At 65.3% G+C, this 25193-nt stretch carries 23 protein-coding genes; 16 read left to right on the plus strand and 7 right to left on the minus strand.

What is annotated here, in order from left to right; translation table 11 throughout:
- Positions 1–54 precede the first annotated feature (54 nt).
- The 6 genes from VGN46_RS03440 to trxA form a co-directional block, all read right to left on the minus strand.
- Positions 55–306, minus strand: a complete 252-nt coding sequence (locus tag VGN46_RS03440) for a hypothetical protein (protein WP_331640654.1) — start codon at positions 304–306, stop codon at positions 55–57.
- Positions 296–736, minus strand: coding sequence for a hypothetical protein (locus tag VGN46_RS03445; RefSeq protein ID WP_331640656.1), 441 nt, complete (start codon positions 734–736; stop codon positions 296–298). The genes VGN46_RS03440 and VGN46_RS03445 overlap by 11 nt, the downstream gene beginning before the upstream one ends.
- 18 nt (positions 737–754) lie before the next feature.
- Positions 755–1648: a DUF2950 domain-containing protein gene (locus VGN46_RS03450; protein WP_331640658.1), complete on the minus strand. Its 894-nt coding sequence runs from the start codon at positions 1646–1648 to the stop codon at positions 755–757.
- Between the two features lie 9 nt (positions 1649–1657).
- Positions 1658–3001: a DUF3300 domain-containing protein gene (locus VGN46_RS03455; RefSeq protein WP_331640660.1), complete on the minus strand. Its 1344-nt coding sequence runs from the start codon at positions 2999–3001 to the stop codon at positions 1658–1660.
- Between the two features lie 144 nt (positions 3002–3145).
- Positions 3146–3931 carry a hypothetical protein gene (locus VGN46_RS03460; RefSeq protein WP_331640661.1) on the minus strand — a complete coding sequence of 262 codons (786 nt, stop codon included), beginning with the start codon at positions 3929–3931 and terminating at the stop codon, positions 3146–3148.
- Positions 3932–4120: 189 nt separating this feature from the next.
- Positions 4121–4999, minus strand: a complete 879-nt coding sequence (gene trxA, locus VGN46_RS03465; RefSeq protein WP_331640663.1) for a thioredoxin — start codon at positions 4997–4999, stop codon at positions 4121–4123.
- Positions 5000–5169: 170 nt separating this feature from the next.
- On the opposite strand from trxA, the gene VGN46_RS03470 reads away from it, so the two are divergent.
- The 15 genes from VGN46_RS03470 to VGN46_RS03540 all read left to right on the plus strand — a co-directional run bounded on the left by VGN46_RS03470 (position 5170) and on the right by VGN46_RS03540 (position 22339).
- Complete coding sequence (locus VGN46_RS03470; protein ID WP_331640665.1) at positions 5170–5781, plus strand: paraquat-inducible protein A; 612 nt, start codon at positions 5170–5172, stop codon at positions 5779–5781.
- Entirely contained in the window at positions 5778–6398 is a 621-nt protein-coding gene (locus tag VGN46_RS03475; protein ID WP_331640667.1) for a paraquat-inducible protein A, read from the plus strand. Before VGN46_RS03470 ends, VGN46_RS03475 begins: the two co-directional genes overlap by 4 nt.
- Positions 6395–8074 (plus strand): intermembrane transport protein PqiB, encoded by a 1680-nt coding sequence (locus tag VGN46_RS03480; RefSeq protein ID WP_331640669.1) that lies wholly within the window; start codon positions 6395–6397, stop codon positions 8072–8074. The genes VGN46_RS03475 and VGN46_RS03480 overlap by 4 nt, the downstream gene beginning before the upstream one ends.
- A complete protein-coding gene (locus VGN46_RS03485; RefSeq protein WP_331640671.1) occupies positions 8071–8661 on the plus strand; it encodes a PqiC family protein in 591 nt (196 codons plus the stop codon). Before VGN46_RS03480 ends, VGN46_RS03485 begins: the two co-directional genes overlap by 4 nt.
- Before the next feature lie 332 nt (positions 8662–8993).
- A complete protein-coding gene (locus VGN46_RS03490; RefSeq protein ID WP_331640673.1) occupies positions 8994–9407 on the plus strand; it encodes a hypothetical protein in 414 nt (137 codons plus the stop codon).
- Between the two features lie 369 nt (positions 9408–9776).
- Positions 9777–12524 carry a leucine--tRNA ligase gene (leuS, locus tag VGN46_RS03495; protein ID WP_331640675.1) on the plus strand — a complete coding sequence of 916 codons (2748 nt, stop codon included), beginning with the start codon at positions 9777–9779 and terminating at the stop codon, positions 12522–12524.
- A 2-nt stretch (positions 12525–12526) separates the two neighbouring features.
- The gene (lptE, locus tag VGN46_RS03500) at positions 12527–13066 is read left to right on the plus strand and encodes an LPS assembly lipoprotein LptE (protein WP_331640677.1); all 540 of its coding nucleotides are present in this window, start codon (positions 12527–12529) and stop codon (positions 13064–13066) included.
- A 20-nt stretch (positions 13067–13086) separates the two neighbouring features.
- Positions 13087–14091 (plus strand): DNA polymerase III subunit delta, encoded by a 1005-nt coding sequence (gene holA / locus VGN46_RS03505; protein WP_414675210.1) that lies wholly within the window; start codon positions 13087–13089, stop codon positions 14089–14091.
- Entirely contained in the window at positions 14088–14729 is a 642-nt protein-coding gene (gene nadD / locus VGN46_RS03510) for a nicotinate-nucleotide adenylyltransferase (RefSeq protein WP_331640681.1), read from the plus strand. Before holA ends, nadD begins: the two co-directional genes overlap by 4 nt.
- A gap of 106 nt (positions 14730–14835) precedes the next feature.
- Positions 14836–15225, plus strand: a complete 390-nt coding sequence (gene rsfS / locus VGN46_RS03515) for a ribosome silencing factor (protein WP_331640683.1) — start codon at positions 14836–14838, stop codon at positions 15223–15225.
- 7 nt (positions 15226–15232) lie between these two features.
- The gene (rlmH, locus tag VGN46_RS03520) at positions 15233–15703 is read left to right on the plus strand and encodes a 23S rRNA (pseudouridine(1915)-N(3))-methyltransferase RlmH (RefSeq protein ID WP_331640685.1); all 471 of its coding nucleotides are present in this window, start codon (positions 15233–15235) and stop codon (positions 15701–15703) included.
- An 11-nt stretch (positions 15704–15714) separates the two neighbouring features.
- Positions 15715–16272: a Maf family protein gene (locus VGN46_RS03525; protein WP_331640687.1), complete on the plus strand. Its 558-nt coding sequence runs from the start codon at positions 15715–15717 to the stop codon at positions 16270–16272.
- Positions 16273–16326: 54 nt separating this feature from the next.
- Entirely contained in the window at positions 16327–17814 is a 1488-nt protein-coding gene (gene rng / locus VGN46_RS03530) for a ribonuclease G (protein ID WP_331640689.1), read from the plus strand.
- A 42-nt stretch (positions 17815–17856) separates the two neighbouring features.
- Entirely contained in the window at positions 17857–21759 is a 3903-nt protein-coding gene (locus VGN46_RS03535; RefSeq protein ID WP_331640691.1) for a YhdP family protein, read from the plus strand.
- Between the two features lie 226 nt (positions 21760–21985).
- On the plus strand, positions 21986–22339 hold the full coding sequence (locus VGN46_RS03540; RefSeq protein WP_331640693.1) for a HigA family addiction module antitoxin: 354 nt from the start codon (positions 21986–21988) through the stop codon (positions 22337–22339).
- A gap of 7 nt (positions 22340–22346) precedes the next feature.
- On the opposite strand, the gene VGN46_RS03545 is transcribed toward VGN46_RS03540, so the two are convergent.
- On the minus strand, positions 22347–23546 hold the full coding sequence (locus tag VGN46_RS03545) for a sterol desaturase family protein (RefSeq protein ID WP_331640694.1): 1200 nt from the start codon (positions 23544–23546) through the stop codon (positions 22347–22349).
- 124 nt (positions 23547–23670) lie between these two features.
- Between VGN46_RS03545 and tldD the strand changes: the two genes are divergently transcribed.
- The gene (gene tldD / locus VGN46_RS03550; RefSeq protein ID WP_414675211.1) at positions 23671–25110 is read left to right on the plus strand and encodes a metalloprotease TldD; all 1440 of its coding nucleotides are present in this window, start codon (positions 23671–23673) and stop codon (positions 25108–25110) included.
- Positions 25111–25193 lie beyond the last annotated feature (83 nt).

Below are 25193 nucleotides of genomic sequence, written 5' to 3' on the forward strand. Positions count from 1 at the left end.
CTCGCGGCGAGCACCCATCGCGTGCAAGCACGCTCCTACAAACGCTCACGAAGTTCAGGGCTCACCCTTGCGCAAGCGCCGGATCGCCTGGCGTGCCGCGTCCACGGCGTCATCCTCTGCGGCGTCGACGTAGCTATGCATGCGCTTGCCGGGCAGGCGGGCCACTTCCTTGCCCGCTGCGTCACGCACGACGGCGTCGGCGGTGAAACAGGTAGAGTCGTTATCGCCGACGTGGCGAATCGTGGTGATCTCGAAGGAATAGTCGAGCGGCCGGGCGTGCATGGCGCGCCCGCCCTTACGGCTCACGGGCGATCGTGAAGCCACCGACCGTCACGCCGAGGCCCATGCCCTTGCCCGCGCCGGCAAGGCTCATGTTCACCTCGCCCTTGGTCAGAACCTGCGCGTCGCCGTGTTTCACGATGCCGGTGTCGGCATCCGCGGCGACGTACGTACCGAGTACATCGTCGATGCGACGCAATCCGGAAAAGTCGGCCTTGCCGCCTTTGATCGTCGACTTGCTCAGCGCCAGGCCACCACCGTTCGCGGTGAGTTTCACTTTCAGCGTCGAGCCATCGTTGCAGGTCACCGTACCGTTACCCGAGGAATGCTTGTACAGCACGGCCCAGGAGGAGAGGTCAAAGCGCATGGTGCAGTCGAAGGGCGCGGCGGCGTGGCTGGAAGCCGGTGCGCACAGCGCGACGAGTAGCGCAGTCAGGGCGAGCGGACGCAAGATCATGGGTGTGCTCCTTGGAGTTCAGGGGGAAACCGGGACTTCGGTCCAGCTCGAGTCCGGATCGAAACGCTCGATGTGGGCGACCGCGGTGGCGGTGTCCTTGCCGAGGTCTTTCTGGAAGACCAGGCCGTCGTGGCTGATCTCGAACGTCATCACGCCACTCTCGCCATAGCGCGCGGGCCAGGCGACGAGCGCGAAGCCGTTGGCCATGACGCCACCGGCCATGTAGGTGTACGCGCTGCCCGGCGCCGAGGCGCCTTGCGCGGTCAGGATCCGGTAGTGGTAGCCGAAGTACGTGTCGCCCTGGACCTTGTCGGCAGCGAGGCGCGGGCCCAGCGGACTTTCCGGCTGACCTTCCTGCGGCGCCCAGTACAGGCCATCGTGCTGGCCGGGCGTACTGCGCAGTTTCGCCGCGTAATGCGGGACCGTGTCCTTGTCGTGCACACTGGCGGCGTACTCGCGCTGCGCGTCGTAATAGGCCAGCAACACCTGCACGACATCCATCTCGTTATGGCCGATCTGGCGGGCGATGATTTCGTTGTGGCCCGCGGCGACATCGAAGTGCCAGCCCTGTGCGTCTTTCACCAGGGGAATGGGCAACTGCCAGCCGGCGCGGCCCACGGTGAGGTGGGTGCCGCTGCCATCGGTGACGACACGGTGGCTGGCGGCGTAATCGTCGACGAACGCATCGACGTCGTCGCGCTGCACGCCTTCGGTCGGGATATAGGTGCGCCAGTCGGGGCCGAGCACCTTGCCGAGCGCGGCATCATCGTGGACTTTCAGTGCGGCAACGAGTGCATCCGCCGCGGCTTCCGCGCTGGGATAGGTGCCGGCCGCCGACCACACGGTGAAGCTGGCCAGCAGGGAGGAGGCAAGAAGCGTACGTGCAACACGCTTGGCGGTCGGAAGGTTCATTGCAAACTCCTAGCGGCGGCGGAATCCGCCGGCATGGACCGGCACCTGACGGTTGACGGGGTGCGCGGCACCCGCGTTAGGGCGTGAACCGCCCATATCGCGCAGGCTGGCCTCGCCGCCCTGGCGGGCGGCGCCGGCATCGCCCGGGGAGCGCACGCCGGAGAACGCATTCGCGCGCGCGTCGTTACCCATCGACTGACGCTGTACACCGCCACCGTTCGCGCCCGGGCGGTTGGCGAAATCGCCGCCGCGCGCGTCGGGCCGGTTCGGGAGGTGGCCTGCGTTCGCCCCGCGATTCGCCAGGTTCGCTTGTGCCGCGCCTCCGCGATTTCCGGCGTCGCCTCGCTGCAGCGACGGCGCGGCGCCGCCTCCAGTGGAGCGGTTGAAGCTCTGCAACGCCTGCTGGCGGCTCGCTTCACGGCCCGGGTCCTGTCCGCGGAAGGCCTGGCGCTGTTGCGCGCCGCCCAGGCCCTGGTTGAACCGCGCCTGCGTGGCGGGGTCGCGATACGGGGTGCCGCGACGGTTGGCCGGGTTGTGGTTCCAGTTGATATTGCCGTTGCCGCTGATGCGGTTGTTGACGTTGATATTGTTGTAGCGATTGACGTTGATGTTGACGTCGTTGTGACCCCAGTCGAAGCCGCCCCACAGCGAGTTGGCGATGGCGACGCCCGTGCCGAAGGCGAGCCCCGCGGCGAGCCCGGTGGCGACCGGGTACTGGTAGCCGGGCGGTGGTGGCCAGTACGGCGGGGGATAAGCAGGGTAGGCCCACGTGCCGTAGACAACGGTCGGGTTGTAGCTCGGCACGTAGACCACCTGCGGGTCGGCGGGCTCGATCTGGATTACCGTGGTCTGCGGCGCGGCCTGTTGCACCACGACTTTCTGCTGCGTGTTCGACTTCAGGTTGCCCGCCTTCTGCGCCTGCGCGCGCAGGCGCTGCACGGAAGCCATCACCTCATCGGGCTGGGCGAGGAAGACGTCGCCCACATTGCGCACCCAGTCCGGATGCGCACTCATCTGCACGAGCACCTGCGGAAACGCGACGAGCGATTGCACGCTGGGATCCCATGGCTTGGAGGCGACCTGCTTCACGGCCGCATCGCCCGTCACTTTCGGGTTCTGCTTCGACCAGGTGGCAGCGTCGGCCACATCGGCCGGATAGGTGGCCGCCATCAGGATCTGCGAGAGCAGGGCATCGGGATACAGCGCCACAGGCGCCATGAACTGATCGACCTGTTCCTTCGTGAAGGTCTTTGCCGCGGGTGCCGCGTCCTGGGCCGCGAGCGACGCGGCAGCCAGCGTGAGCAGTAGCACGGCGGCGTGGCGGAGCAAGGCTCCGAACCGGCGAGTTTCCACAGGAGCTCTCCACGGCGAATGTCGCATGCAGCATCCGGCTCGCGGCGGCACGGCCGGAAGCGCAGATGTGCGTACCGGCCTTCAGCAAAATTACCTACTCGCGCCGCGAGGCCCTGCGGGTGGGCATGCTGGTCTGAGCGCGTCTTACATCGGGAACTGCATGTTCAGGCCGAAAAACAGCTGGAATTGCGGCACGCCGTCGCCATGCCTCGCCACCGTGAACTGTGGCTCGGCGAAGAGGTTGTAGGTGACGCCACCCTTGCCGCGCCAGACCCTGCCGGTGCCGACGCCGACGGGGATGTAGTGCGTGCCGCCTTCGAGATCCCACGTCCAGGTGGCCGTCGTGCGCAGGTACCAGCCGCGCGGGAGGTTATAGATCACGAGCGGCTGTGCCTGCAGGTTGTTCTGCGTGGCGCGTCGGCGCGAGCCGGCGAAGGAGCGCTGCCAGGTCACCAGGCCACCGATGATTCCCCACGGCTTCGGTGAGATGACCAGCGTCGCGACACCGGCCTGCCACTTGCCGGTACCGGTTCGATCGCTGCCGGCACTCGGCACGGTCAGCTGCGGCCCGATGCCGATTTCCACACCGCCCGCCTTGAACACGGCGACGTCGAAGACATTCAGGTCGCCGATGTTCGTGGTGCGCCCTTTGGGTGCGATGTTGGGGGAGGTCGCGACAGGCAGCGTGTAGCGGAAGATCTGCGGCAGGCCGAGCGCCTTGTGCGGGAGCGTGCCGCGCAGGAGAAAGGCGTTCGAGTCGACGTCGTCCAGGCCGTAGTAGCTGCCGACGTACTGATCCTGGAGGTTGAGGCCGATGGTCGGGGCGAGCGGGTTGTTGGCCTTGTTCATGTCGTCGGCCGACTGGGCATGGGCCAGGACGCAGGCGACGGAAAGCACCGATGCAAAGAGGAGGCGCGTTGGCCTGGGCATGACGGCACCCGGTCAGGACGGGGTTCCAGCATGCAAAGCGTGGCGGCTCGGCGTAACCGAAACTATGCCCAGTGCCACCGGGTAAAACTACGAACCTGTGTGACGGCCTGTAGGAGCGCGCTTGCGCGCGATCGGCTCGTGCGGCAAGGCCCCATCGCGCGCAAGCGCGCTCCTACAGAAGCCTTTTGCTTAGAACACCAGCGACGCCATCTTGCGCCGGTAGGCGCCCACGACCTCCGCGTCATCCAGCGTGGCGAACGCGGCAAGCAGGCGCTTCTTCGCCTGGCCTTCGTTCCAGTCGCGCTGGCGCTTTAGTACATCGAGGAACTGATCGAGGCCGGCCGGGGCATCGCCTTCGATGAGCAGGCGCACACCGAGCAGGTCACGGGCTTCCCAGTCATCGCCATTGGCCTCGACACGCTGACGGAGCTCGGCGAGGGACGGGGCGCCCGCCAGGGCGCGGGCGAGGTCGAGCTGGTTGCGCAGGCGCACCGCACGGGCGTCAGTGGCGAGGTTGGCGGGCAGGGCATCGAGCTCGGCCTGCGCCGGGTCGACCTGGCCCGCCCGGAGCAGCGCCAGGGCGAGGTCGAGCTTCAGCTCGGCGCGAGCCGGTGCGGCCGCGATCGCCTGCTGAAGGCGGTTGATCGCTTCGCCGGCGGTTTCGGGCTCGGCCTCGACTGCCTCGGCAGCCTCTTCAGCCTGGCCATCGGCCGGCTGGAGGTCGTTACGGGTAAGGAATTCGCGCAGCTGGCCTTCCGGCAGGGCGCCGGCGAAAACATCGGCCATCTGGCCATCCTTGATCAGGACGACGGTCGGGATGCTGCGCACGCCAAACATGGCGGCGAGCTCCTGTTCGGCCTCCACGTCGATCTTGGCCAGGCGGAAGGCGCCGTTATATTCGGCCGCCAGCTTTTCCAGCATGGGACCGAGGGTCTTGCAGGGGCCACACCATTCAGCCCAGAGATCGACCAGGATAGGGGTCTGGAGTGATGCCTGGATGACATCCTGTTCGAACCCCGCCGTGGTCGCATCGAAGACATGGGCACTACGGGTCTGGGCGCTGCTCACGGGAAGGCTCCTGGGGATAGTCGGTAGATGCCCCCTAAATCGGGGAAGTTAGCCAGCATATCAACCCTGGGAGGCCATCCGGGGGTAGCGTAACGTTTCGTCATGCGCCGTTTACCCGGATTTGCGATTATATCGGGATGGGCCATACCGGCCTTCCACCGCCGGCGTGCATGCGAAAAGCCCCTGACCTCATCATTTGCGAGCACTGTGACACCGTATACCGGCGTCGCCACCTTGCGCGTGGCGAGGTGGCCGACTGCGTCAATTGCGGGGCGGTGCTGGAGCGCCACCAGTGGCTCGGCATCGATGCCCAGTTCGCCCTGATCGTGGCGTCCCTGATCGTGTTCGTCATCGCCAATGTCTCGCCCATCGTGACCCTTGGCTTTTCGGGGATGATGGCGGATACCACCCTATGGGGTGCCGTCATCGCCATGTGGAACGATGGTGCGCAGATCGTGGCCGCGTTGACGGCGCTTACCTTGTTCTTCTTCCCGCTGGTGCAGATCCTGCTGTTCGGCTGGGTGCTCATGCACGCGCGCCACGGCGTGCGCGCGCCGGGTTTCGGCATGGCCATGTCCACCCTGGTCAAGATCAAGCCGTGGAGCATGATCGAGGTATTCATGCTCGGCGTGCTGGTGGCCGTGGTGAAAGCGCACACGTATTTCGATGTGATCCCCGGGCCGGGTGTCTGGGCCTTTGGTTTTCTTACCGTGTTGATCACGGTGTTCGCCAGCCACGACCCGCGCAACCTCTGGGATGTCACGAAGGAGGTTCGCCGGTGAGTGAGCTACCGCGCGCCCAGGATCTGGGAATGATGGGCTGCCACGTATGCCGGCTGGTTACCGGGTATACCGAGGATCCGCACGCCCGCTGCCCGCGATGCCACAACCCGCTGCATCCACGCAAGACCGGCAGCATGGCGCGGGCCTGGGCGTTCCTCATCGCAGCAGCCATCTTCTACATCCCGGCTAACCTGTTCCCGATCATGCGGACGCAAAGCCTGTTTACGAAGGATGACAACACGATTTTGAGCGGTGTATTCGAGCTGTGGCGAAATGGTTCGCCGGATCTGGCCATCATCGTCTTCACGGCATCCATCGTGGTGCCCGTGCTGAAATTCATCATCATGAGCTACCTGCTGCTTTCCGTTCAGCGCGCCAGTGACTACGGTCCGCGGCAGCGCGCCAAGCTATACCGCTTCGTGGAACTGGTCGGTTACTGGTCCATGCTGGATGTGTTCGTGGTAGCGATCCTCTCCGCGCTGGTGCACTTCAAGGTGCTTTCGCGCGTGGAACCGCTACCGGGCGTGATTTATTTCGGCATCGTCGTGGTGCTGACGATGCTGGCGGCGATGAGTTTCGATCCCCGCCTGATCTGGGACAAAAGGAAGGCACGATGAGCGATATCCAAGAAGGAAGCCGGCCCGAGGGCGACGAGCTGCCCCAGCCTGAGGTGCGCCGCTCGAAGATGGGTTTCTCGCTGATCTGGCTGGTGCCGATCATCGCCGCGCTGGTCGGTATCTCGCTGCTGGTCAATCATTTCATCTCGGCCGGTCCGCAGGTTGAAGTGACCTTCCAGACCGGTGAAGGCATCGAGACCGGCAAGACCCAGGTCAAGTTCAAGAACGTGGTGATCGGCAAGGTCACCAGCATGCGCCTTTCCAAGGACCGCACTCATGTGCGGGTGGTGATCGACCTCGAGAAGAACGCCTCGGAGTTTGCCACCAAGGGCACCCGCTACTGGGTGGTCCGCCCGCGCATCGGCGCCGGCGGCGTGTCTGGCTTCGATACCCTGTTGTCGGGCGCATTCATCGGTGCGGATACCGGTACTTCGGAAGAGGACCAGAGCGATTTCACCGGACTGGAAACGCCGCCGGCGGTGACGCATGGCGCGCCCGGGCGTCGCTTCCTGCTGCACACGGCGGACCTTGGCTCGCTGGATATCGGCTCGCCGGTGTACTTCCGCCGTATCCAGGTCGGGCGGATCGTATCGTATGAGCTCGACAAGAACGGCAAGGGCGTGTCCCTGCAACTGTTTGTCGACGGCCCGAATGATCGCTTCGTCACGAAGGACTCGCGCTTCTGGAATGCCAGCGGCGTGGATGTTTCGCTGGGCGCCGATGGGCTCAAGATGAATACCCAGTCGCTGGCCACCGTGATCGCGGGTGGTGTTGCCTTCTCCGATCCGCTGGGCCCGCATGATGAGGCCCCTGCGCCGGAAATGAACGAGTACACCCTGTTCGGTGACCAGGCCACGGCGCTGGCGCCACCGGATGGCAACCCGCGCTACATGCGGATGCGTTTCGAGCATTCCCTGCGTGGCCTGAATGTCGACGCCCCGGTGGAATTGTTGGGCGTGAAGGTGGGTAAGGTCGTTTCGGTGAACCTGGACTACGACCCGGTGAAGCAGAGCTTCCCTGTCGTGGTGGGCGTGCGGGTGTACCCGCAGCGCCTCGGCAAGGCCCACGAAAAGCTCGCCCAGGTCTTGGGCGGCGATCCGGAAACGCTGTTCCCTCGCATCATGAAGGGCCTGGTCGACCACGGCCTGCGCGCCCAGGCGCGCACCGGCAACCTCCTGACTGGCCAGCTCTACATCGCCATGGACGTGGATCCGAAGGCAGCGAAGGTCGACTTCAATCCGAACGGCAAGCCGCTTGAGGTGCCGACGGTGCCGGGTGATTTCGATCACCTGCAGGAGCAGTTGTCGGGCATTGTCGACAAGGTCTCGAAGATCCCGTTCGACTCGATCGGCAAGAACATCGATGGCAGCCTGAAGGAGCTGCAAGGCACGTTGCATACGGTGAATACCGATCTGCTGCCGGAAGCGAAGAAGACCTTGCAGGGCGTGAATCGCACGGTGGGTACCGCCAACGATGCCCTGAGCGAGAGCTCACCGCTGCAGCAGAACATCGCCAACACGCTGGAAGAATTGCAGCGTACGGTGCGTTCCGTACGTGCGTTTACCGATTACCTGGGCCGTCATCCGGAGGCCTTGCTGCGTGGCCGTGGTGCGGATGCACCGCCACCGGCCAGCGCGCCGTCGTCCCCGAAGCAGGGCAAGGAAGGTCAGCCATGATGAAGTTCTCCCGCTACGCCGCTTCGGCACTGGTCGTGGCTTCGCTTGCCGCGTGTTCGTCGGCGCCGGTGCATTTCCATACGCTGGTGCCGCCAGCGACCGCACCGGCGGCGACGGTGTCGCCGTTTGCGATCGATGTGATGGCGGTGGGTGTTCCGCCGCAGGTGGACCAGCCGGCGATGGTGCTGCGCTCGGGGAGTTCGTCGGTGAGCGTGCTGGATGGCGAGCGTTGGGCGTCACCGTTGGGTGATGAGATTCGCTCGGCGCTGGCGGCGGATCTGTCGAGCCGCCTGGGTACGCACGATATCCATGGGTTGCCGCGGGCGAAGGATGCGAACGTGGTGCGCGTGCAGGTGGATGTGCGCCGTTTTGATTCGGAACTGGGTGGCAATGCGACGCTGGAGGCAGCGTGGTCGGTGCGTACGGAATCACAGTCGGCGAACTGCGCGTCGCGCGTGGTCGAGCCGGCCGGCAGCAGCTACGACACCCTGGTCGACGCCCACCAGCGCGCCCTGGCCCAGCTCGCCGACCAGATCGCGGCTGCGAGTCGCTCTGTGGCGAACGGCCAGGCCGCTGCCTGCCATTGAATCGGTTCATTCGCTGGCGCGAATGCATGTTTTGTGCGGCTACCGCCGCGCTGGCGCTCGGGCGTCTGCGGGAGCCGGGGGCGGCAAGGCCCTTGGGCCGATAGGCGCAGCCCTTTGGGGCGCGCCGTAGGCCGCTTCCGCTGCGTAGCTGGACTGAGCGGCGCTCTGCTCATATCGGCCCAAGGGCCTTGCCGCCCCCGGCAATACGCGATTCGACGATGGGTAGGAACGCTTACGTCCCGGCAGTGTTCGCGGTTGCGTCGCTCTATATCGTTGCTACTCTCATTGCGAGCAGATGGCGCTCCGCCAAATTACATCGATGGGGAGATTCGATGAGCTTCGATTTAGCCTTGTTCGCCCACTATCCCGGCGTTACCGAAGGCGATGTTAGCGAGGCATATCAGGCCTATTGCGAAGGAACTAAGGCCGATCTCGCGGAAGTAAGTTCCGTTCTCGCGGGCTTCGTTCAGGCATTGGAAGCACGATACCCGCAGCTGCAGACGCTCACCGACGACGAAGTCGATTCGAGTCCCTGGTCGTGCGATTTCGACCAGGGACCAACGCACCTGATCCTGTCCATGGTCTTCAGCCGGTGTGTCGAAGTGAGCGAGTTCATCGGTGAACTGCTCAAGCAATTCCCGCTCGTACTCTACGATCCGCAGGGTGACGAAGCCTATTTTGGTGATAACCGTTTACCGTCGCCCGCGCAGATTGCGAAGCGCCCTTGGTGGAAGGTCTGGGGCTGACACGGAGACGCGACGGAAGCTCATAGGCAACGAGTGCTGAGCTTTTCACTAGTAAAACCGCTACGTTGGCTGGCGGGTGCGGCAAGGCCCTGGGGCCGATATGAGCAGAGCGCCGCCTCGGTCCACCTACGCAGCGGCGGCTGACTACGGCGCGCCCCGAAGGGCTGCGCCTATCGGCCCCAGGGCCTTGCCGCACCCGCCCTCCGAAGACACCCGGGCGCGAGGCGGCGCAAGCCGCTGAACACACGCGTTCGCGCCAGCGAACGACCCTTCAAAGGTTGCCCCCCATACCCCCGTGGGATAGTCTCCCGCGATTGACCGCCACGTTTCCACGCGCGGCCACCGAACACCCATCTGGTACCAGACACCATGCAGGACAGCACCGAACAGGCCACGCGCGAGCAGGGCGGTTACGCCCCCGACGCCGTAGAAACCGCCGCCCAGCGCTACTGGAGCGACACCCGTGCCTTCGAAGTCAGCGAAGACACCGGCAAGCCCAAGTACTACTGCCTCTCGATGCTGCCGTACCCCTCCGGTGCCCTCCACATGGGCCACGTCCGCAACTACACCATCGGCGACGTCATCAGCCGGTTCCAGCGCCAGCAAGGCAAGAACGTCCTCCAGCCCATGGGCTGGGACGCCTTCGGCCTGCCTGCCGAAAACGCAGCGATCAAGAACAAGACCGCGCCCGCCAAGTGGACCTACAAAAACATTGAACACATGCGCGAGCAGCTCAAGCGCATGGGCTTCGCCTACGACTGGACACGCGAAGTCACCACCTGCCGCCCCGAGTACTACCAGTGGGAACAGCAGATGTTCACCCGGCTCATGAAAAAGGGCCTGGTCTATCGCAAGAACAGTGTCGTCAACTGGGATCCGGTCGACCAGACCGTGCTCGCCAACGAGCAGGTCATCGACGGCCGCGGCTGGCGCTCCGGCGCCGTGGTCGAAAAGCGCGAGATCCCGCAGTGGTTCCTAAAGATCACCGCCTACGCCCAGGAGCTGCTCGACGGCCTGGACACCCTGCCGGGGTGGCCGGATGCCGTGAAGACCATGCAGCGCAACTGGCTGGGCCGCTCCGAAGGCCTGGAGATCACCTTCGACGTCGACGGCCAGGCCGAACCGCTGAAGGTGTTCACCACGCGCCCCGACACCCTGCTGGGTGTCTCGTACGTGGCCGTGGCCGCCGAGCACCCGCTCGCGACGCAGGCTGCCGCGAACAACCCGGGGCTCGCTGACTTCATCGAAACCTGCAAGGCCGGCGGTGTCTCCGAGGCCGAGCTGGAAACCCAGGAAAAACGCGGTTATTACACCGGCGTCGATGCCGTGCATCCGATCACCGGCGAGAAAGTACCGGTGTGGGTCGCCAACTTCGTGCTCATGGGCTACGGCACCGGCGCGGTCATGGCCGTGCCAGGCCACGACCAGCGCGACTGGGAGTTCGCCCAGAAGTATTCGCTGCCGATCAAGATGGTCGTCGTCGACCGGGGCGTGATCGACGCGCTGGCGGAGATCAATCGCGATCTCGCCCGCGGTGAAAACACCGATGCGACCCAGCACGCGCTGGAGGGCGGCCGCACCGATGCGTATGCCACCTCCGCCGCGGTCGAGACGGTGAAGTCGTTTGAAACCGGCATCCAGGAATCCGGCGCGTTTACGGACGACGGCTTCCTCGTGAATTCCGGCGAGTTCGACGGTATGGATTTTGACGCGGCGTTCAACGCGATCGCGGCGAAGCTCGAAGCCACCGGTCGTGGCGAACGCCGGGTGAACTGGCGTATCCGCGACTGGGGTGTGAGCCGCCAGCGCTACTGGGGTTGCCCGATCCCGGTCATCTACTGCCCGACCTGTGAAGCCGTGCCGGTGCCGGAAGACCAACTGCCGGTCATCCTGCCCGAGGACGTCGAGTTCTCCGGTGTGCAGTCGCCGATCAAGGCCGATCCGGAATGGCGCAAGACCACCTGCCCGAACTGCGGCGGTCCGGCGGAGCGCGAGACCGACACCTTCGATACCTTCATGGAATCGAGCTGGTACTACGCCCGCTACACCAGCCCCGGCGCGAACGCGCAGGTGGACGAGCGTGCGAAGTACTGGACGCCGGTCGACCAGTACATCGGCGGCATCGAGCACGCGATCCTGCACCTGTTGTATTTCCGCTTCTATCACAAGCTCATGCGTGATGAAGGCCTGGTATCCAGCGATGAGCCGGCCACGAATCTCCTGTGCCAGGGCATGGTCATTGCCGAGACCTATTTCCGTAAGGAAGGCGACGGCTCGTTCACCTGGTTCAACCCGGCGGATGTCGATGTGCAGCGCGACGAGCGCGCCCGCATCATCGGCGCCACGTTGCGCAGCGATGGCAAGCCGGTGGAAATCGGCGGCATCGAGAAGATGGCCAAGTCGAAGAACAACGGCGTGGATCCACAGGCCATGATCGGCAAGTACGGCGCCGATACCGTTCGCCTGTTCTCCATGTTTGCCGCGCCGCCGGATCAGTCCCTGGAGTGGAACGAGGCCGGCGTGGAAGGCATGGCCCGCTTCCTGCGCCGCCTGTGGCGCGACGTGACCCAGCATGCCGAGGGTGGCAAGGGGCAGGGCGCGAACCCGGCCGCTGAAGCCGCGCGCAAGACACTGCGCCGCCAGCTGCACGAAACGATCCAGAAGGTCACCGACGATATCGGCCGCCGCCAGTCCTTCAATACGGCGATCGCCGCGCTGATGGAACTGCTGAACGCGCTGAACAAGTTCGACGATGCGAGCGAGGAGGGCGTAGCCCTGCGCCAGGAAGCCTTCACGGCCGTGGTGCAGCTGATCAATCCGTTCACCCCGCACGTCTCGCATGCCTTGTGGCAGGCTCTCGGTCATGGCGAGGCACTGGTCGAAGACGCCGGCTGGCCTGCCGTGGACCCGGCCGCGCTGGTGCGTGACTCGCTGACTTACGCCGTGCAGGTAAACGGTAAGCTTCGCGCTACCATCGAGTTGCCGGCCAGCGCCTCGAAGGACGAAGCGGAGGCTCAGGCCCGTGCGGTGCCTGCGGTGGCCGCCCAGCTGGAAGGCCTTACCGTGCGCAAGGTGATCGTCGTGCCCGGCAAGATCGTCAACATCGTCGCAGGATAACCATGAGCCCGAACGTTCTCCGTGTCGCCCTGGTCGTTGCCGCCACCGCCTTCCTGGGTGCCTGCGGCTTTCACCTGCGGCAGTCGGCCGCGCTGCCCGCGGGCATGGAAAAGGTGCACCTGACCGTCTCCGGCGGTGGACGCCTTGAGCGCGAGCTATCGCGTGCCCTTGAGAACTCGAACGCGACGGTGGTCGACAAGCCGGGTGCCGGCATCGCCGACCTGGCGATCACGTCCGCCACGTTCCGCACCGATTCCCTGACCGTGAGCGGTACCGCGCGCGTGACCGAATATGCGGTGCGCTACCACGTTGAATTCAATGCCAAGGGCCCGGATGGGACCTTGCTCGTGGCGCCCCAGCAGGTCGATATGTCGCGCGAATTCAGCTACGACGCGACGAATGCGATCGGTACGGCCGCGCAGACCGAAGAGCTGCAGCGCAGCCTCATCAGCGATATGGTCCAGTCGATCCTGTTCCGCTTGCAGGCGGCGCGTACCCACCCACCGGTGGCCGACCCGGCGCCGGCACCGTCCGCGCAGTAACCGGTTCGAACGCGGTGCCGATGCAGCCCGCCTTGTGGCACAAACATCTTGCCGGCGACCGGATGGCGCCGGTGTACCTTCTCGTCGGTGAAGAGCTGCTGGTGCTGGAAGCTGCCGACGCCCTGCGCGCCATGGCACGCCGCCTGGGTTACACCGAGCGCGAGGTGCTCGAGGCAGACAGCCGTTTCGACTGGGACGACCTGGCCCGCTCCTCCGCCGGTCTGTCGCTGTTCGCCACGCAGCGGCTCCTTGACCTGCGCCTGGCCGGTGGCCGGGCAGGCAAAGAGGGCGGTGCGGCGATCACGGCGTACGTGAACGACCCGCCGCCGGACACCACCCTGCTGATCTCCGCCACGGAGTGGAGCACCAAGCACGAAGCCGCCTGGACAAAGGCCGTGGACCAGGGCGGTATCCAGGTCGTGTTCAACGCGCCGCGCCCGAATGAATGGGGCCAGTGGATCGGCCAGCGCCTGAGCTCCCGCGGGCTTCAGGCCACGCCCGACGCGGTCGCCATGCTCGCCGAACGGGTAGAAGGCAACCTGCTGGCGGCGGCCCAGGAGATCGACAAGCTGGTCGTGCTCGCGGGCGATCGCCGCCTGGATGCCGCGACCCTCGAAGGCCTGGTAGCCGACAGCGCACGCTTCGATGCTTTCAAGCTCACCGATGCCGCTTTCGCCGGTGATGGTGGACGCGCCCTGCGCATCCTGGCGGGGCTGCATGCCGAGGGCGATGAACTGATCGCCCTGATGGGCTGGCTGGTGAACCAGTTGCAGCTCGCCCTGCGCCTGGCGAATGCCCGTGATTTCGCGGCCCAGGCCAAGGTTGAGCGCCTCTGGCCCGCCCGTGAGCAACTTTTCCGCAAGGCGCTGCGCCGTGCGCCGCGGGAACACTGGATGGCCTGCCTGGCCCGCGCCGCGCGGATCGACCGCATGGCCAAGGGGCGCGAGCAGGGCAACCCGTGGCTCGAGGCCGAGCGGCTGATCGCCGCCATCGCCGAGCCGCGCGCCGCGGCAGCCTTCGCATGAGCCATCAACGGCCGCTCGCGATCCTCGGTGGCACCTTCGACCCGATCCACAACGGCCATCTCCGTGCGGCCTGGGAAGCGGCCGAGGCGCTGGATGCCGAGGTGCGCATGGTGCCAGCGCGCACGCCGCCACATCGTCCGCCGCCCATCGCGGACGCCGCAGGCCGGGTAGCCTTGCTGCGCGCCGCGTTGTCGGGGCAGGAGCGGTTGATCCTGGATACCCGCGAACTCGACCGCGACGGCCCGTCGTACACCGTCGACACCCTGGCGTCGCTACGCGCGGAGATCGGCCCGGAGCGCCCGTTGGTGTTACTGGTCGGCGCCGATGCATTCGCTGGCCTTGCCTCATGGCATCTCTGGCGCGACCTTTTCAACCTGGCGCATGTCGGCGTGCTGACCCGGCCTGGCGGCGCCCATCCGCTGCCAGTCGAGCTCGAAGCGTTCGTCGCACCGCGCCGCGCCGCGCGGGTTCAGGGCCCCGTGGGCAGCGTGGTCGGCATCGACATCACCCCGCTGGACATCGCCGCCACGGCCATCCGCGAGAGCTTCGCCGGCGGCGGGGAACCACGCTACCTGATGCCAGACCCCTGCTTCGCCGACCCGGCGCTGCTCGACCCCTACCGCGCCCTCGGTCTGTAAACGCGCAAGCGCGCTCCTACCCCCGGGGCGGATTGACGCAGGCGGCTCCGGTGGGGGGTATACTCCCCACCAAAGTCGGCATCCCGCCGTGTGAGGTTTTCGCATCTTGAGTTCGTCCGCATCCCGTAAGGCCAAAACCGCCGCCAGCAATGAGCTTCTCCGCAAGCGCGTGATCGCGGCCCTGGAAGACCTCAAGGCCAAGGACGTCCGCGAAATCGATGTTCGCGGCAAGACCTCCATCGCCGACATCCTGTTCGTCGCCTCAGGCACCTCCGCCCGCCATGTGAAGTCCATCGCCGACGAGGTGGTGAAGTTCGCGAAGGAAGCGGGCGTCATGCCGCTTGGCGTCGAAGGCCAGACCGAGGCCGAATGGGTGCTGGTCGACCTGGGCGACATCATCGTCCACGTCATGCTGCCGCGTATTCGCGAGTTCTACGGCCTCGAGCGCCTGTGGACGGTGGGCGACGACGCCCCCGACGCCGCCGCCAACGACTGAGCGCGCCGTGAAGGCGCGCCTCATCGCGGTCGGCGAACGCATGCCCGCCTGGGTGGCGGAAGGCTTCGCCGAATACCGCAAGCGGCTCTCGCACGACTTTCCGCTCGAACTGATCGAGATCAAGCCCGGTGTCCGCGGCAAGGGTCGCGATGACGCGCGGGCGATCGTGGACGAGGGCGCGGCGATCCTGGCCGCCCTACCGCGCGACATCCATGTCGTAGCCCTGGATGGCCGCGGCAAGCCGTGGTCCAGCGAAGAACTGGGGGTCCAGTTTGAGCAATGGCGCATGGGCGGTCGTGATGTTGCCTTTCTCATCGGTGGGCCCGACGGGCACGCGCCGGATGTGCTGGCACGGGCCGACCAACGCTGGTCGCTCGGCCCCCTGACCTTGCCGCACATGCTGGTCAGGCTGGTCCTTGCGGAGCAGCTTTACCGGGCCACCACGCTGGTGGCCGGCCACCCCTATCACCGCGCCTGAAGGACGGCATCGTGCTCTATCTGGCCTCGCAATCCCCGCGCCGTCGCGATCTCCTCGACCAGTTAGGCGAAAGCCACCGAACACTTGATGTCGAGGTGGAAGAAGTGCGTGGGCAGGGCGAGCCACCGGAGGCGTACGTCAGTCGGGTCGCCCATGCCAAGGCCCTGGCCGGCTTCACCCTCGTGGCAGGGGAGGTGGGGGCTCGCGTCCTCGGCGCGGATACCGAGGTCATCCTCGGTGACGAAGTGTTCGGCAAGCCACGCGATGCCGCCGATGCGGCGGCCATGCTGCGCCGCCTGGCGGGCCGCGAACACCGCGTCGTGTCCACCGCATGGCTGGTGACGCAAGGCGCCGAGCGCTGTGTCACGTCGGTTTCGACCGTCCGTTTCGCACCGCTCGACGAGCCGGCCATCGCCGCTTACGTCGGTACCGGGGAGTGCATGGGCAAGGCCGGTGCGTACGCTATCCAGGGCCGCGCCGCGGCCTTTATCGAATATCTCGCAGGCAGCTATTCTGGCGTCATGGGGCTGCCGCTCTACGAAACTTCGCAGTTGCTGCGAGGTCAGTGACATGTTGCTGCCGCGCAGCTATAAAGCGCGATGGCTTAAGGAAAAGGGGCGCCGGTGAGTGAGGAAATCCTGATCAATGTCACGCCGCGTGAGACGCGCGTGGGGATCGTTGAGAACGGCATGCTCCAGGAGGTGCACGTGGAGCGCGCTACCAAGCGCGGCTACGTAGGCAATGTCTATAAGGGCCGCGTACAGCGGGTCATGCCCGGCATGCAGGCGGTCTTTGTCGAGATCGGGCTTGAGCGCGCCGCGTTCCTGCACGCCTCCGATATCGTCCGGCCTCCGTTGCCGGCGGCGGAGGCGACCGACGGTGGCAAGGCGAACGGCCACGGCCCGGTGCCGCCGATCAGCGAACTGGTCCACGAAGGCCAGGAAATCGTTGTCCAGGTGGTCAAGGACCCGATCGGGAGCAAGGGCGCGCGGCTTTCCACCCATCTGTCGATCCCGTCACGTTACCTGGTGTTGCTGCCGCATTCGCGCACGCTCGGCGTTTCGGTGCGCATCGAGGATGAAGCTGAACGGCAGCGCCTGAAGGACATCATCACGCCGCTCATCGGCGAGCCCCACCTCGGCTATATCGTCCGCACCAATGCGGAAGGGCAGTCGGAAGAATCCCTGGCCTTCGACGTCACCTACCTCAGCAAGGTCTGGCGCGTCGTCCAGGAGAACATTGCTAAGGCAAAACTCGGCGAGCGGGTGTACGAAGAATTGTCGCTGCCGTTGCGCGCACTGCGTGATTCGCTGAACGATGGCATCGAAAAGGTGCGCGTGGATTCACGCGAGACCTACGAGAAAACCGTCAAGTTCGTGCAGAAATTCATGCCGGTGCTTTCCGACCGTGTAGAACACTATTCGGGCGAACGGCCCATTTTTGACCTGTACGGCGTCGAAGACGAGATCCAGCGCGCGCTGCGCAAGGAGGTACCGCTGAAATCCGGCGGCTACCTCATCGTTGACCAGACTGAAGCGATGACCACCGTCGATGTGAACACAGGCGGCTATCTCGGCAGCCGCAACCTCGAGGAAACGGTTTACCGCACCAACCTGGAGGCGGCGCAGGCCGCCGCGCGCCAGTTACGCCTGCGTAACCTCGGCGGCATCGTCATCATCGATTTCATCGACATGGTGGATGACGAGCACAAGCGCCAGGTCATCCGCATGCTCGAGAAGGGCCTCGCCCGTGACCATGCCAAGACGACGGTGTATCCGATGTCGGCGCTGGGTCTCGTCGAGATGACCCGCAAGCGCACGACCGAAAGCCTCGAGCGCCAGCTCTGTGAGCCATGCCCCGCGTGCAGCGGGCGCGGCACGTTGAAGACGGCGGAAACGGTCATCTATGAAATTTTCCGCGAGATCACCCGTGCGGTACGTCAGTTCAACGCGCAAAAGCTGCTGGTGATGGCCAGCCCGAAAGTCGTGGGCCGCATCCTTGAAGAGGAATCCGCCGCGGTCGCCGAGCTGGAAGAATTCATCGCCAAGAGCATCCGCTTCCAGGCGGAAGAGCATTACTCGCAGGAACAGTTCGATGTCGTTCTTCTGTAGCAATGGCCGCGGCTGCGGCCGCCTTTCGCGAGCGCGCTACACATGCGCCCTCCGCGAAACGGGACGCCGGTGACACCCACCTGGCGCCATCGCGCACGACGCCTGCGGTTCTTCCTGTTGGGCCTGGTCGGGAGCGTGCTGGTCGCGCTCGCCGTGGTCATGGCGCTAGGCCAGCTCTTGCTGCCACTGGCGGCGCGCTACCCTGCGCGCGTCGCGGCCCTGCTTAGCGAGAAGCTGCACAAGCCCGTGCAGTTCGCCTCGCTCGAGGGCTTCTGGCGACCGACCGGTCCGCTCTTCGTCATGCGCGATGTCAGCATCGGCGGCGAACCGGGTTCGCCCGCGCTGCGCCTGCCGCAGGCGGCGGTCAAGCTCGACTTCGGCGGCCTGGTGCTGCCCTCGCGGCACCTGATCAACCTGCGCCTGCAGGACCTGCGCCTTGGCCTGCGCCGCGCGCCGGATGGGCGCTGGAGCATCGACGGATTCGCCGCCGGCGGCACGACCCAAAAGGTCTCGTTCGGCAACATGTCGGTGGACCTGTGGCTCGCCCATACCCATATCGACATCGCGGACGAAACCACGGATCACAACTTCGGACTCGTCGCGGATCAGTTGCGTCTTAGCCTGCAAGGCCAGGTCGTCCGCGTCGGCGGCAGCTTGCGCCGAGAAAACGCCAGCGGGCTGCTTTCCGCCGCGGGCCGCTTCGCCGCGGATGGCTCCAGCGGCAAGGTGTACGTGAAGGGGGTGGACGTCGACTTCGCCGCGCTCACGGGTGACTTCGAGGCGGGTGGTTACGCGCTTGCGGGTGGCAAGGGTCGTTTCGAAACGTGGCTGGACTGGCGCGACGCGCACGTGGTGCGGGCGACGTCCAGCCTCGATCTCGATAACCTCGCCGTGCGCGGCCCAACCCGCACGGTCAAGACCTCGGGCTTGCACGGCATCATCGATGTGCATCGTTTTGCGAACGGCCAGCGTATCGACTGGGCCGGCCGCGATGGCAGCGATGCCGCCATCGTCCTGCGCACGAACGGTGATCGGAGTGAAGGTTCGGTTGTCGCGCGCAAGCTCGAACTCGCGCCCCTCCTGCCGTGGGCAGGTCTGCTGCCACAGGTGTCGCCCGCGCTGGCGCGCTGGCTGGGCGAAGGCAGGCCGCACGGCCGCTTCGATCAGTTGCGCGCGGATTGGAATTCGGTGGACGGGCTGCAATTCGCGCACGCGGCGTTCTCGGGGCTCGGCATCGACGCGAGCGGAAAGCTGCCCGGCCTTTCCTCGCTCGCGGGCGAAGTCTTCGGTGACCACGAGGCGCTTGTCCTCAGCTTGCCGACGCAGGCGACGACCATCGATGCCACGGGCGTGTTCCGCAAGCCCTTCGTCATGTCCGCGCTGGGCGGCGATGTCGCCGTCTTCAATGATGAAAGCGGTTGGCACATCGGTGTCGATGCGATCGATTTCCGCGGTGAAGGCTATGGCGGCCAGGCGCGTGGCGAGCTGGTGTTGCCGCCGGGTGATAGCGGGCCGTTCATCGATATGTACGTAGCGCTCGGCGAAGGTGACGTTCCCGCCGCCAAGCTGTTCTGGCCGATCCATTCCATGTCCGAGAGCGCGCAGAACTGGCTCAACCGAGGGCTGGTGTCGGGCCATATCGCCGGTGGTTCGGCAATGATCCGCGGCAACCTGCGCGAGTTTCCATTCAAGAACCAGGAAGGTCGCTTCGAAGCGCGCGCGCTTATCGACGACCTGGTCCTCGATTACGGTACGGGTTGGCCGAAGGCCGAAGGGGTCACCGTCGTCGCCAATTTCGTCGACAACGGCATGTTCATCGATGCCAGCGAAGGCCATTCGCTGGGCACCGCCGTCAGCTCGGCGACCGCCAACATCGCCGATTTCGGCGAGGGCATGCTCGACCTGCGCGTGAGTGGTGCGGGCACGGGTGGCAGCTTCCTCGATTTCATCAAGAACAGCCCGATCGCCAGTAGCAGCCGTGCGGAAATCGACCAGCTCAAGCTCGGCGGCACCGGCGAGTTCGGTTTCAACATGCTCCTGCCGCTGAAGGATTCGAAAGACTTCACGCTCGAGGGACGGGCCACGATCAAGGATGCCGACCTTGTTGCCGATGCGTGGAAGCTGCGCCTGGACAAGATCACCGGCCCGATGAGCTTCGATGGCAAAGGCTTCACGGCGAAGGGCCTGAAAACGCAATTCCACGGTCAGCCCGCCGACCTGGATCTCACCATTGCCGGTGGAACGGGAGATCCGTCGAAGGTCTTGAGCGCCGGTGTCATCGGTGCGTTCACGGTCGACGAGATGGTCGCCGACTACGCCGACCTGAAGTGGCTTGGCGCTATTGCCAAGGGCCGCGGCAACTTCCGCGTCGGCTTCGACCTTACCCGCGCGGGCGACAAGGGTGAATTGAGCCAGTTGCTGAGCGTGGATTCGGACCTGCGTGGCGTCGAGATGCTGATGCCGACGCCCGTGAAGAAGCCGGCGACACAGGCGCTGCCCTTGTCCGTACGTCTTGCACTGCCGATAGATGGCGCGCGTCTGGATCTCGCATTGGGCGACATCGTCCGCGGCCGGCTGCGCCTGCCGAACAGCAAGAACAACACGCCGATCGCCGCCGCCTTCAACCTCGGCACCACGGCGCCTGACGTCATGCCCGCGCAGGGTTACCTTTTTAGCGGCCACGCCGCGAAGCTGGATGTCTCCGGATGGGTGCAGTATGTCGTGGGTCTCTCGACGGGCTCCACCGGACCTGGCCTGACCGGGCTGGACCTCACCACCGATGATGCTGAAGTGTTCGGCCAGCATTTCAACAACATGCACATCGTGGCGCGCCCCGGCCCGCGTGAGCTGAGCCTGCGCGTGGATAGCGACGGCCTGGCCGGCGCCATGACGGTACCGAACGAGGACCTGCGCCGTCGCGGCATCACCGCGCGCATGGATCGGCTGTACTGGCCATCGGCCGATGACACCGCCGATGCCGCGAAGAAAGGTCGTGCGGCGGCAGGGCAGGCCGCGACGGCGGCGGTGACCGTCGCGCATGCCGACGAGGCAAAGGAGAACGGTGGCAAGAAGGCCGCCGACTCGAACGAAGCCGGCGTTGCGCCGTCCAGCTTGCCGCCCTTGCACCTGCAGGTCAGTGATATGCGTCTGGGTAAGGCGCGCCTGGGCGAAGCGCGCCTCGAAACCTGGCCTACCGACGAAGGCCTGCATGTGGACCAATTGCGTGCGCAGTCGAAGAACGTGCAGATCACCGCGACGGGTGACTGGAATGGCGATGAAAAAAATAGCCACACGCATCTTTCGATGGACTTCGCCTCCGAAGACGTCGCGCGCATGCTCGATGCACTGGGCTTCGCTGGCATCATGTCCGGCGGACGCACGGAGGCGCGCCTCGATGCGACCTGGCCAGACGGTCCCTCCGCACTGGCCCTGGTGAACATGGATGGCACGCTCAAGATCGACGTCGCCAATGGCCGTATTCTCGAAGTACAGCCGGGCGTGGGTCGCCTGTTTGGCCTGGTTTCGATCACCGAACTGCCGCGGCGCATGGCGCTCGACTTCGGTGACGTGCTCGGCAAGGGCTTCGGGTTTGATTCGATCACCGGCAACTTCCGCTTCGCGAATGGCAACGCGAGCACGCAGGACCTGAAGATCCGCGCACCCGCGGCGGAAATCTCGATCACCGGTCGTGCCGGCCTCAAGGCCCGTGATTACGACCAGGAAGTACTGGTCGTACCGCATCTCGGCAACAGCCTGCCGATCGTTGGTGCGCTCGCCGGCGGCCCCGTCGGCGCCGCCGCGGGCCTCGCCGTGCAGGGCATCCTCGGCCACGGCCTCAATCAGGCCGCGCGCAAGCGCTACCACGTCACCGGCACCTGGGATAAGCCCATCTTCACCCCGATCGACAAAGGTCTCCCGTCGACGGCCACCCCTCCCGCCAAATAACGGATGCCCCGCCGATGGCGGTGGCATCCTCGCGGACGCGCGGTTCTCCTACACGAAATTCCCCTGTCGCCCGACAGTAGGCGACTTGCCTTGAATTTATTATCGCTTCTCGTTAATATCGAGCGGCGATACTAGTCATGATCAAGTCGTTCCGAGTGGTGTTCGCCTGGCGCAATGGACACACACATCACGTTCGCATCGTCGACTATCACTAGGAGGTAAGTAGGTGACTCGCGAAGTTCCTTATCCGCACCCGGGCGAAATTCTCCAGGAGGAGTTTCTCACCCCTATGTGCATCACGAAGTACCGGCTCGCGAAAGCCATTGGCGTACCCGCTGCCCGCATCGGCGAGATCATCGCTGGCCGCCGCGCCATTACAGTCGATACCGGCCTGCGCTTGTCGCGCTTTTTTGGCCACTCCGAAGACTTCTGGACGGGGCTTCAGGATGGCTATGAACGTGCCATGGTCCGCCCAGCGATCGCGGATGTTTTAGCCGCGATCGTGCCCCTGGCTGCGCTGGAAATGCGTCCTCCGAAAAGTGCGTCGACGAAGCGCCGCGTGAAACCTGCGCGCGCCTGAATCCACATCAGGTTTTGTTCGCCTTTCGGAACGGGAACAGCTGCTGCTTCACGAAGCCATCTGGCATGTAATCGCCAACCACGCCGTATTTCTCCGGGAACGTCTTCTTCGATTTCACGGCAGTGCCGAACAGGTAATCGAGGAAGGCGTAGTGCGCGGCGTAGTTCTTGTCGATCGCCTCGTCATCCGAGGCGTGGTGCCAGTGGTGGAAATCGGGGGTGACGATCAGGTAGCGCAGCGGCCCCCACGGCAGGTGCACGTTGGCGTGGTTGAATACCGCCTGGAAGCCGACCACGATGATGTACGCGTTCATCACGGCCTCGCTGAAGCCCAGCACGTAGAGGGGTGCGAGCACGGCGACGCGGGTGAAGATCAGTTCCAGCATGTGCTGGCGTGAGCCGGCCAGCCAGTCCATGGTCTTCACGCTGTGGTGCACCGAGTGGAAGCGCCACAGGAACGGCACCTCGTGGTACGCCCGGTGGGTCCAGTACTGGGCCATGTCGGCGACCAGGATGCAGAGCAACAGCTGCGGCACGAACCAGATGGACGCCACCATGCGCTGGAAATCGCTGTTCACCAGCCAGCCGAACGCATGGTGGATGAGGTAGTTAACGATCAGCAGCGCGAGGCCCACGATGAAGTGGTTCACCGCGAAGTGCTTCATGTCGGTCTGCCACTCGAAGCGGAACAGCGATTGCCCCTTATAGAGTGGAAAGAGTTTCTCCAGCACCACGAAGATCAACGTCGACCCGAGCAGGTCGAGGATGAACCAGTCCAGGCCGATATAAGGCGTGTGGTCGGGGAAGCTGCCCACCGGCACCCGGTTGCCGCCCAGGGCCACTGCCACGAGCACCAGCACGAATGCGCCGATGTTCAGGTTGCGCTGGCGATTCAGGATGATATTGGCGAGAGAAAGGCCGCCGGCGATCAGGAGTGCACCCAGAAGCAGCTGGCGCAGCACGTCCACTGAGTACTTGTGGCGCAGGTCAGGCGTGGTGAGGTACTCCGGGAAATGGAAGGCGATTACCGCCAGCAGCGACAGGATGCCCAGTGACACCGTGATGGCGCTGCTGACCATGGCTTTGCCGGGCTTGAGCTCCCCGCTGCGGTGGAGCAGGTCCACCGTTTCATCGACCACGACTTCGGCCCGCCGCGCAGGCGCGGTGGCCACCCGGCGGGCGAACGCCCGCTTCTTCCCCTGACTCATCGGTTTACCCTTTCCCTTGGTGTGCAGGGGCATCCTAGCATTCGCCAGCCGGGGCGCCGGGGTTTAAGCTGGCCCCTTGCGGCCCCATCTCGGGGTTCTACTCGTCTACACACCGGCAGCCTTGATGGATTCCCTGATCTCCCTCGCCGAACGGCGCCTGCTCACCCCGGGCGGCCTCGCTTCCACCGACCTCGACCGCGTGTTCTCCCAGCTGATGGGCCCGTCCATCGATGCGGCGGACCTGTACTTCCAGCATTCGCGCAGCGAATCCTGGGTGCTGGAAGAGGGCATCGTGAAGGACGGCAGCCACTCTATCGAGCAGGGCGTGGGTGTCCGCGCCATCTCGGGCGAGAAAACCGGCTTTTCGTACTCAGACGAAATCGTGCTGCCGCAGCTGCTCGAGGCCTCGCGCGCCGCACGCGCCATCGCTCAGGGCGGCAACGGTGTGGGCACGCCGCTGGCCATCGCCAGTGGCCGCGGCCTGTACCCGGCCATCGACCCGGTGGAGAGCCTGCCCAACGAGGAAAAGATCGCGCTGCTGCGCGAGGTGGACGCTTACGCCCGCTCGCGCGATCCGCGCGTCAAGCAGGTAGTGGTGAGTCTTGCCGCTACCATGGACACGATCCTGATCGCTGGTTCCGATGGCACCCTGGCCGCCGACGTGCGCCCGCTGGTGCGCCTGAACGTACAGGTGATCGCCGAGCAGGGTGGCCGTCGTGAGCAGGGTCACTCGGGCGGCGGTGGACGTTACGGCTACCGTGAGCTGCTGGAGAATGGCCGAGCCCACGCGTTCGCCGAAGAAGCCGTACGCCAGGCCCTGGTGAACCTCGACGCTGTCGACGCGCCTGCCGGCACGATGACCGTCGTGCTCGGCCCCGGCTGGCCCGGTGTGCTTTTGCACGAAGCGATCGGTCATGGTCTCGAGGGTGACTTCAACCGCAAGGGAAGCTCGGCGTTCGCCGGCCGCATCGGCCAGCGCGTCGCCGCCGAGGGCGTCACCGTGGTCGATGACGGCACCTTGCCGGGCCGCCGCGGGTCGCTCAGCATCGACGACGAAGGGACGCCGACCGAGTGCACCACGCTGATTGAGAACGGCATCCTCAAGGGTTACATGCAGGACAAGCTCAACGCCCGCCTGATGGGCGTGAAGTCCACCGGTAATGGCCGCCGCGAATCCTTCGCCCAGCTGCCGATGCCGCGCATGACCAATACGTACATGCTCGCCGGCAACCGCGATCCCGAAGAAATCATCCGTTCGGTCAAGAAAGGCCTCTATGCGGTGAACTTTGGCGGCGGCCAGGTCGATATCACCAACGGCAAGTTCGTCTTCTCCGCCAGCGAGGCGTACCTCATCGAAGACGGCAAGGTCACGCGCCCGGTGAAGGGTGCCACCCTGGTGGGCGCCGGCCCGGAAGTACTGACCCGCGTCTCCATGATCGGCAACGATCTTGCCCTTGATGAGGGCGTAGGTGTTTGCGGCAAGGATGGCCAGAGCGTGCCGGTCGGTGTCGGCCAGCCGACGCTGCGCGTCGATGCGATGACCGTAGGCGGCACCGCCTCCTGACCTACAGATATATCGGGTCTTGGACGAAACCGGCCTTTGTAGAACAAGCGCGACTCACGTCACGGAACGCAAGCGTACGGTGT

Origin of the sequence: Luteibacter sp. (assembly GCF_036500425.1) — a bacterium.
In the GTDB taxonomy this organism is placed as follows: domain Bacteria; phylum Pseudomonadota; class Gammaproteobacteria; order Xanthomonadales; family Rhodanobacteraceae; genus Luteibacter.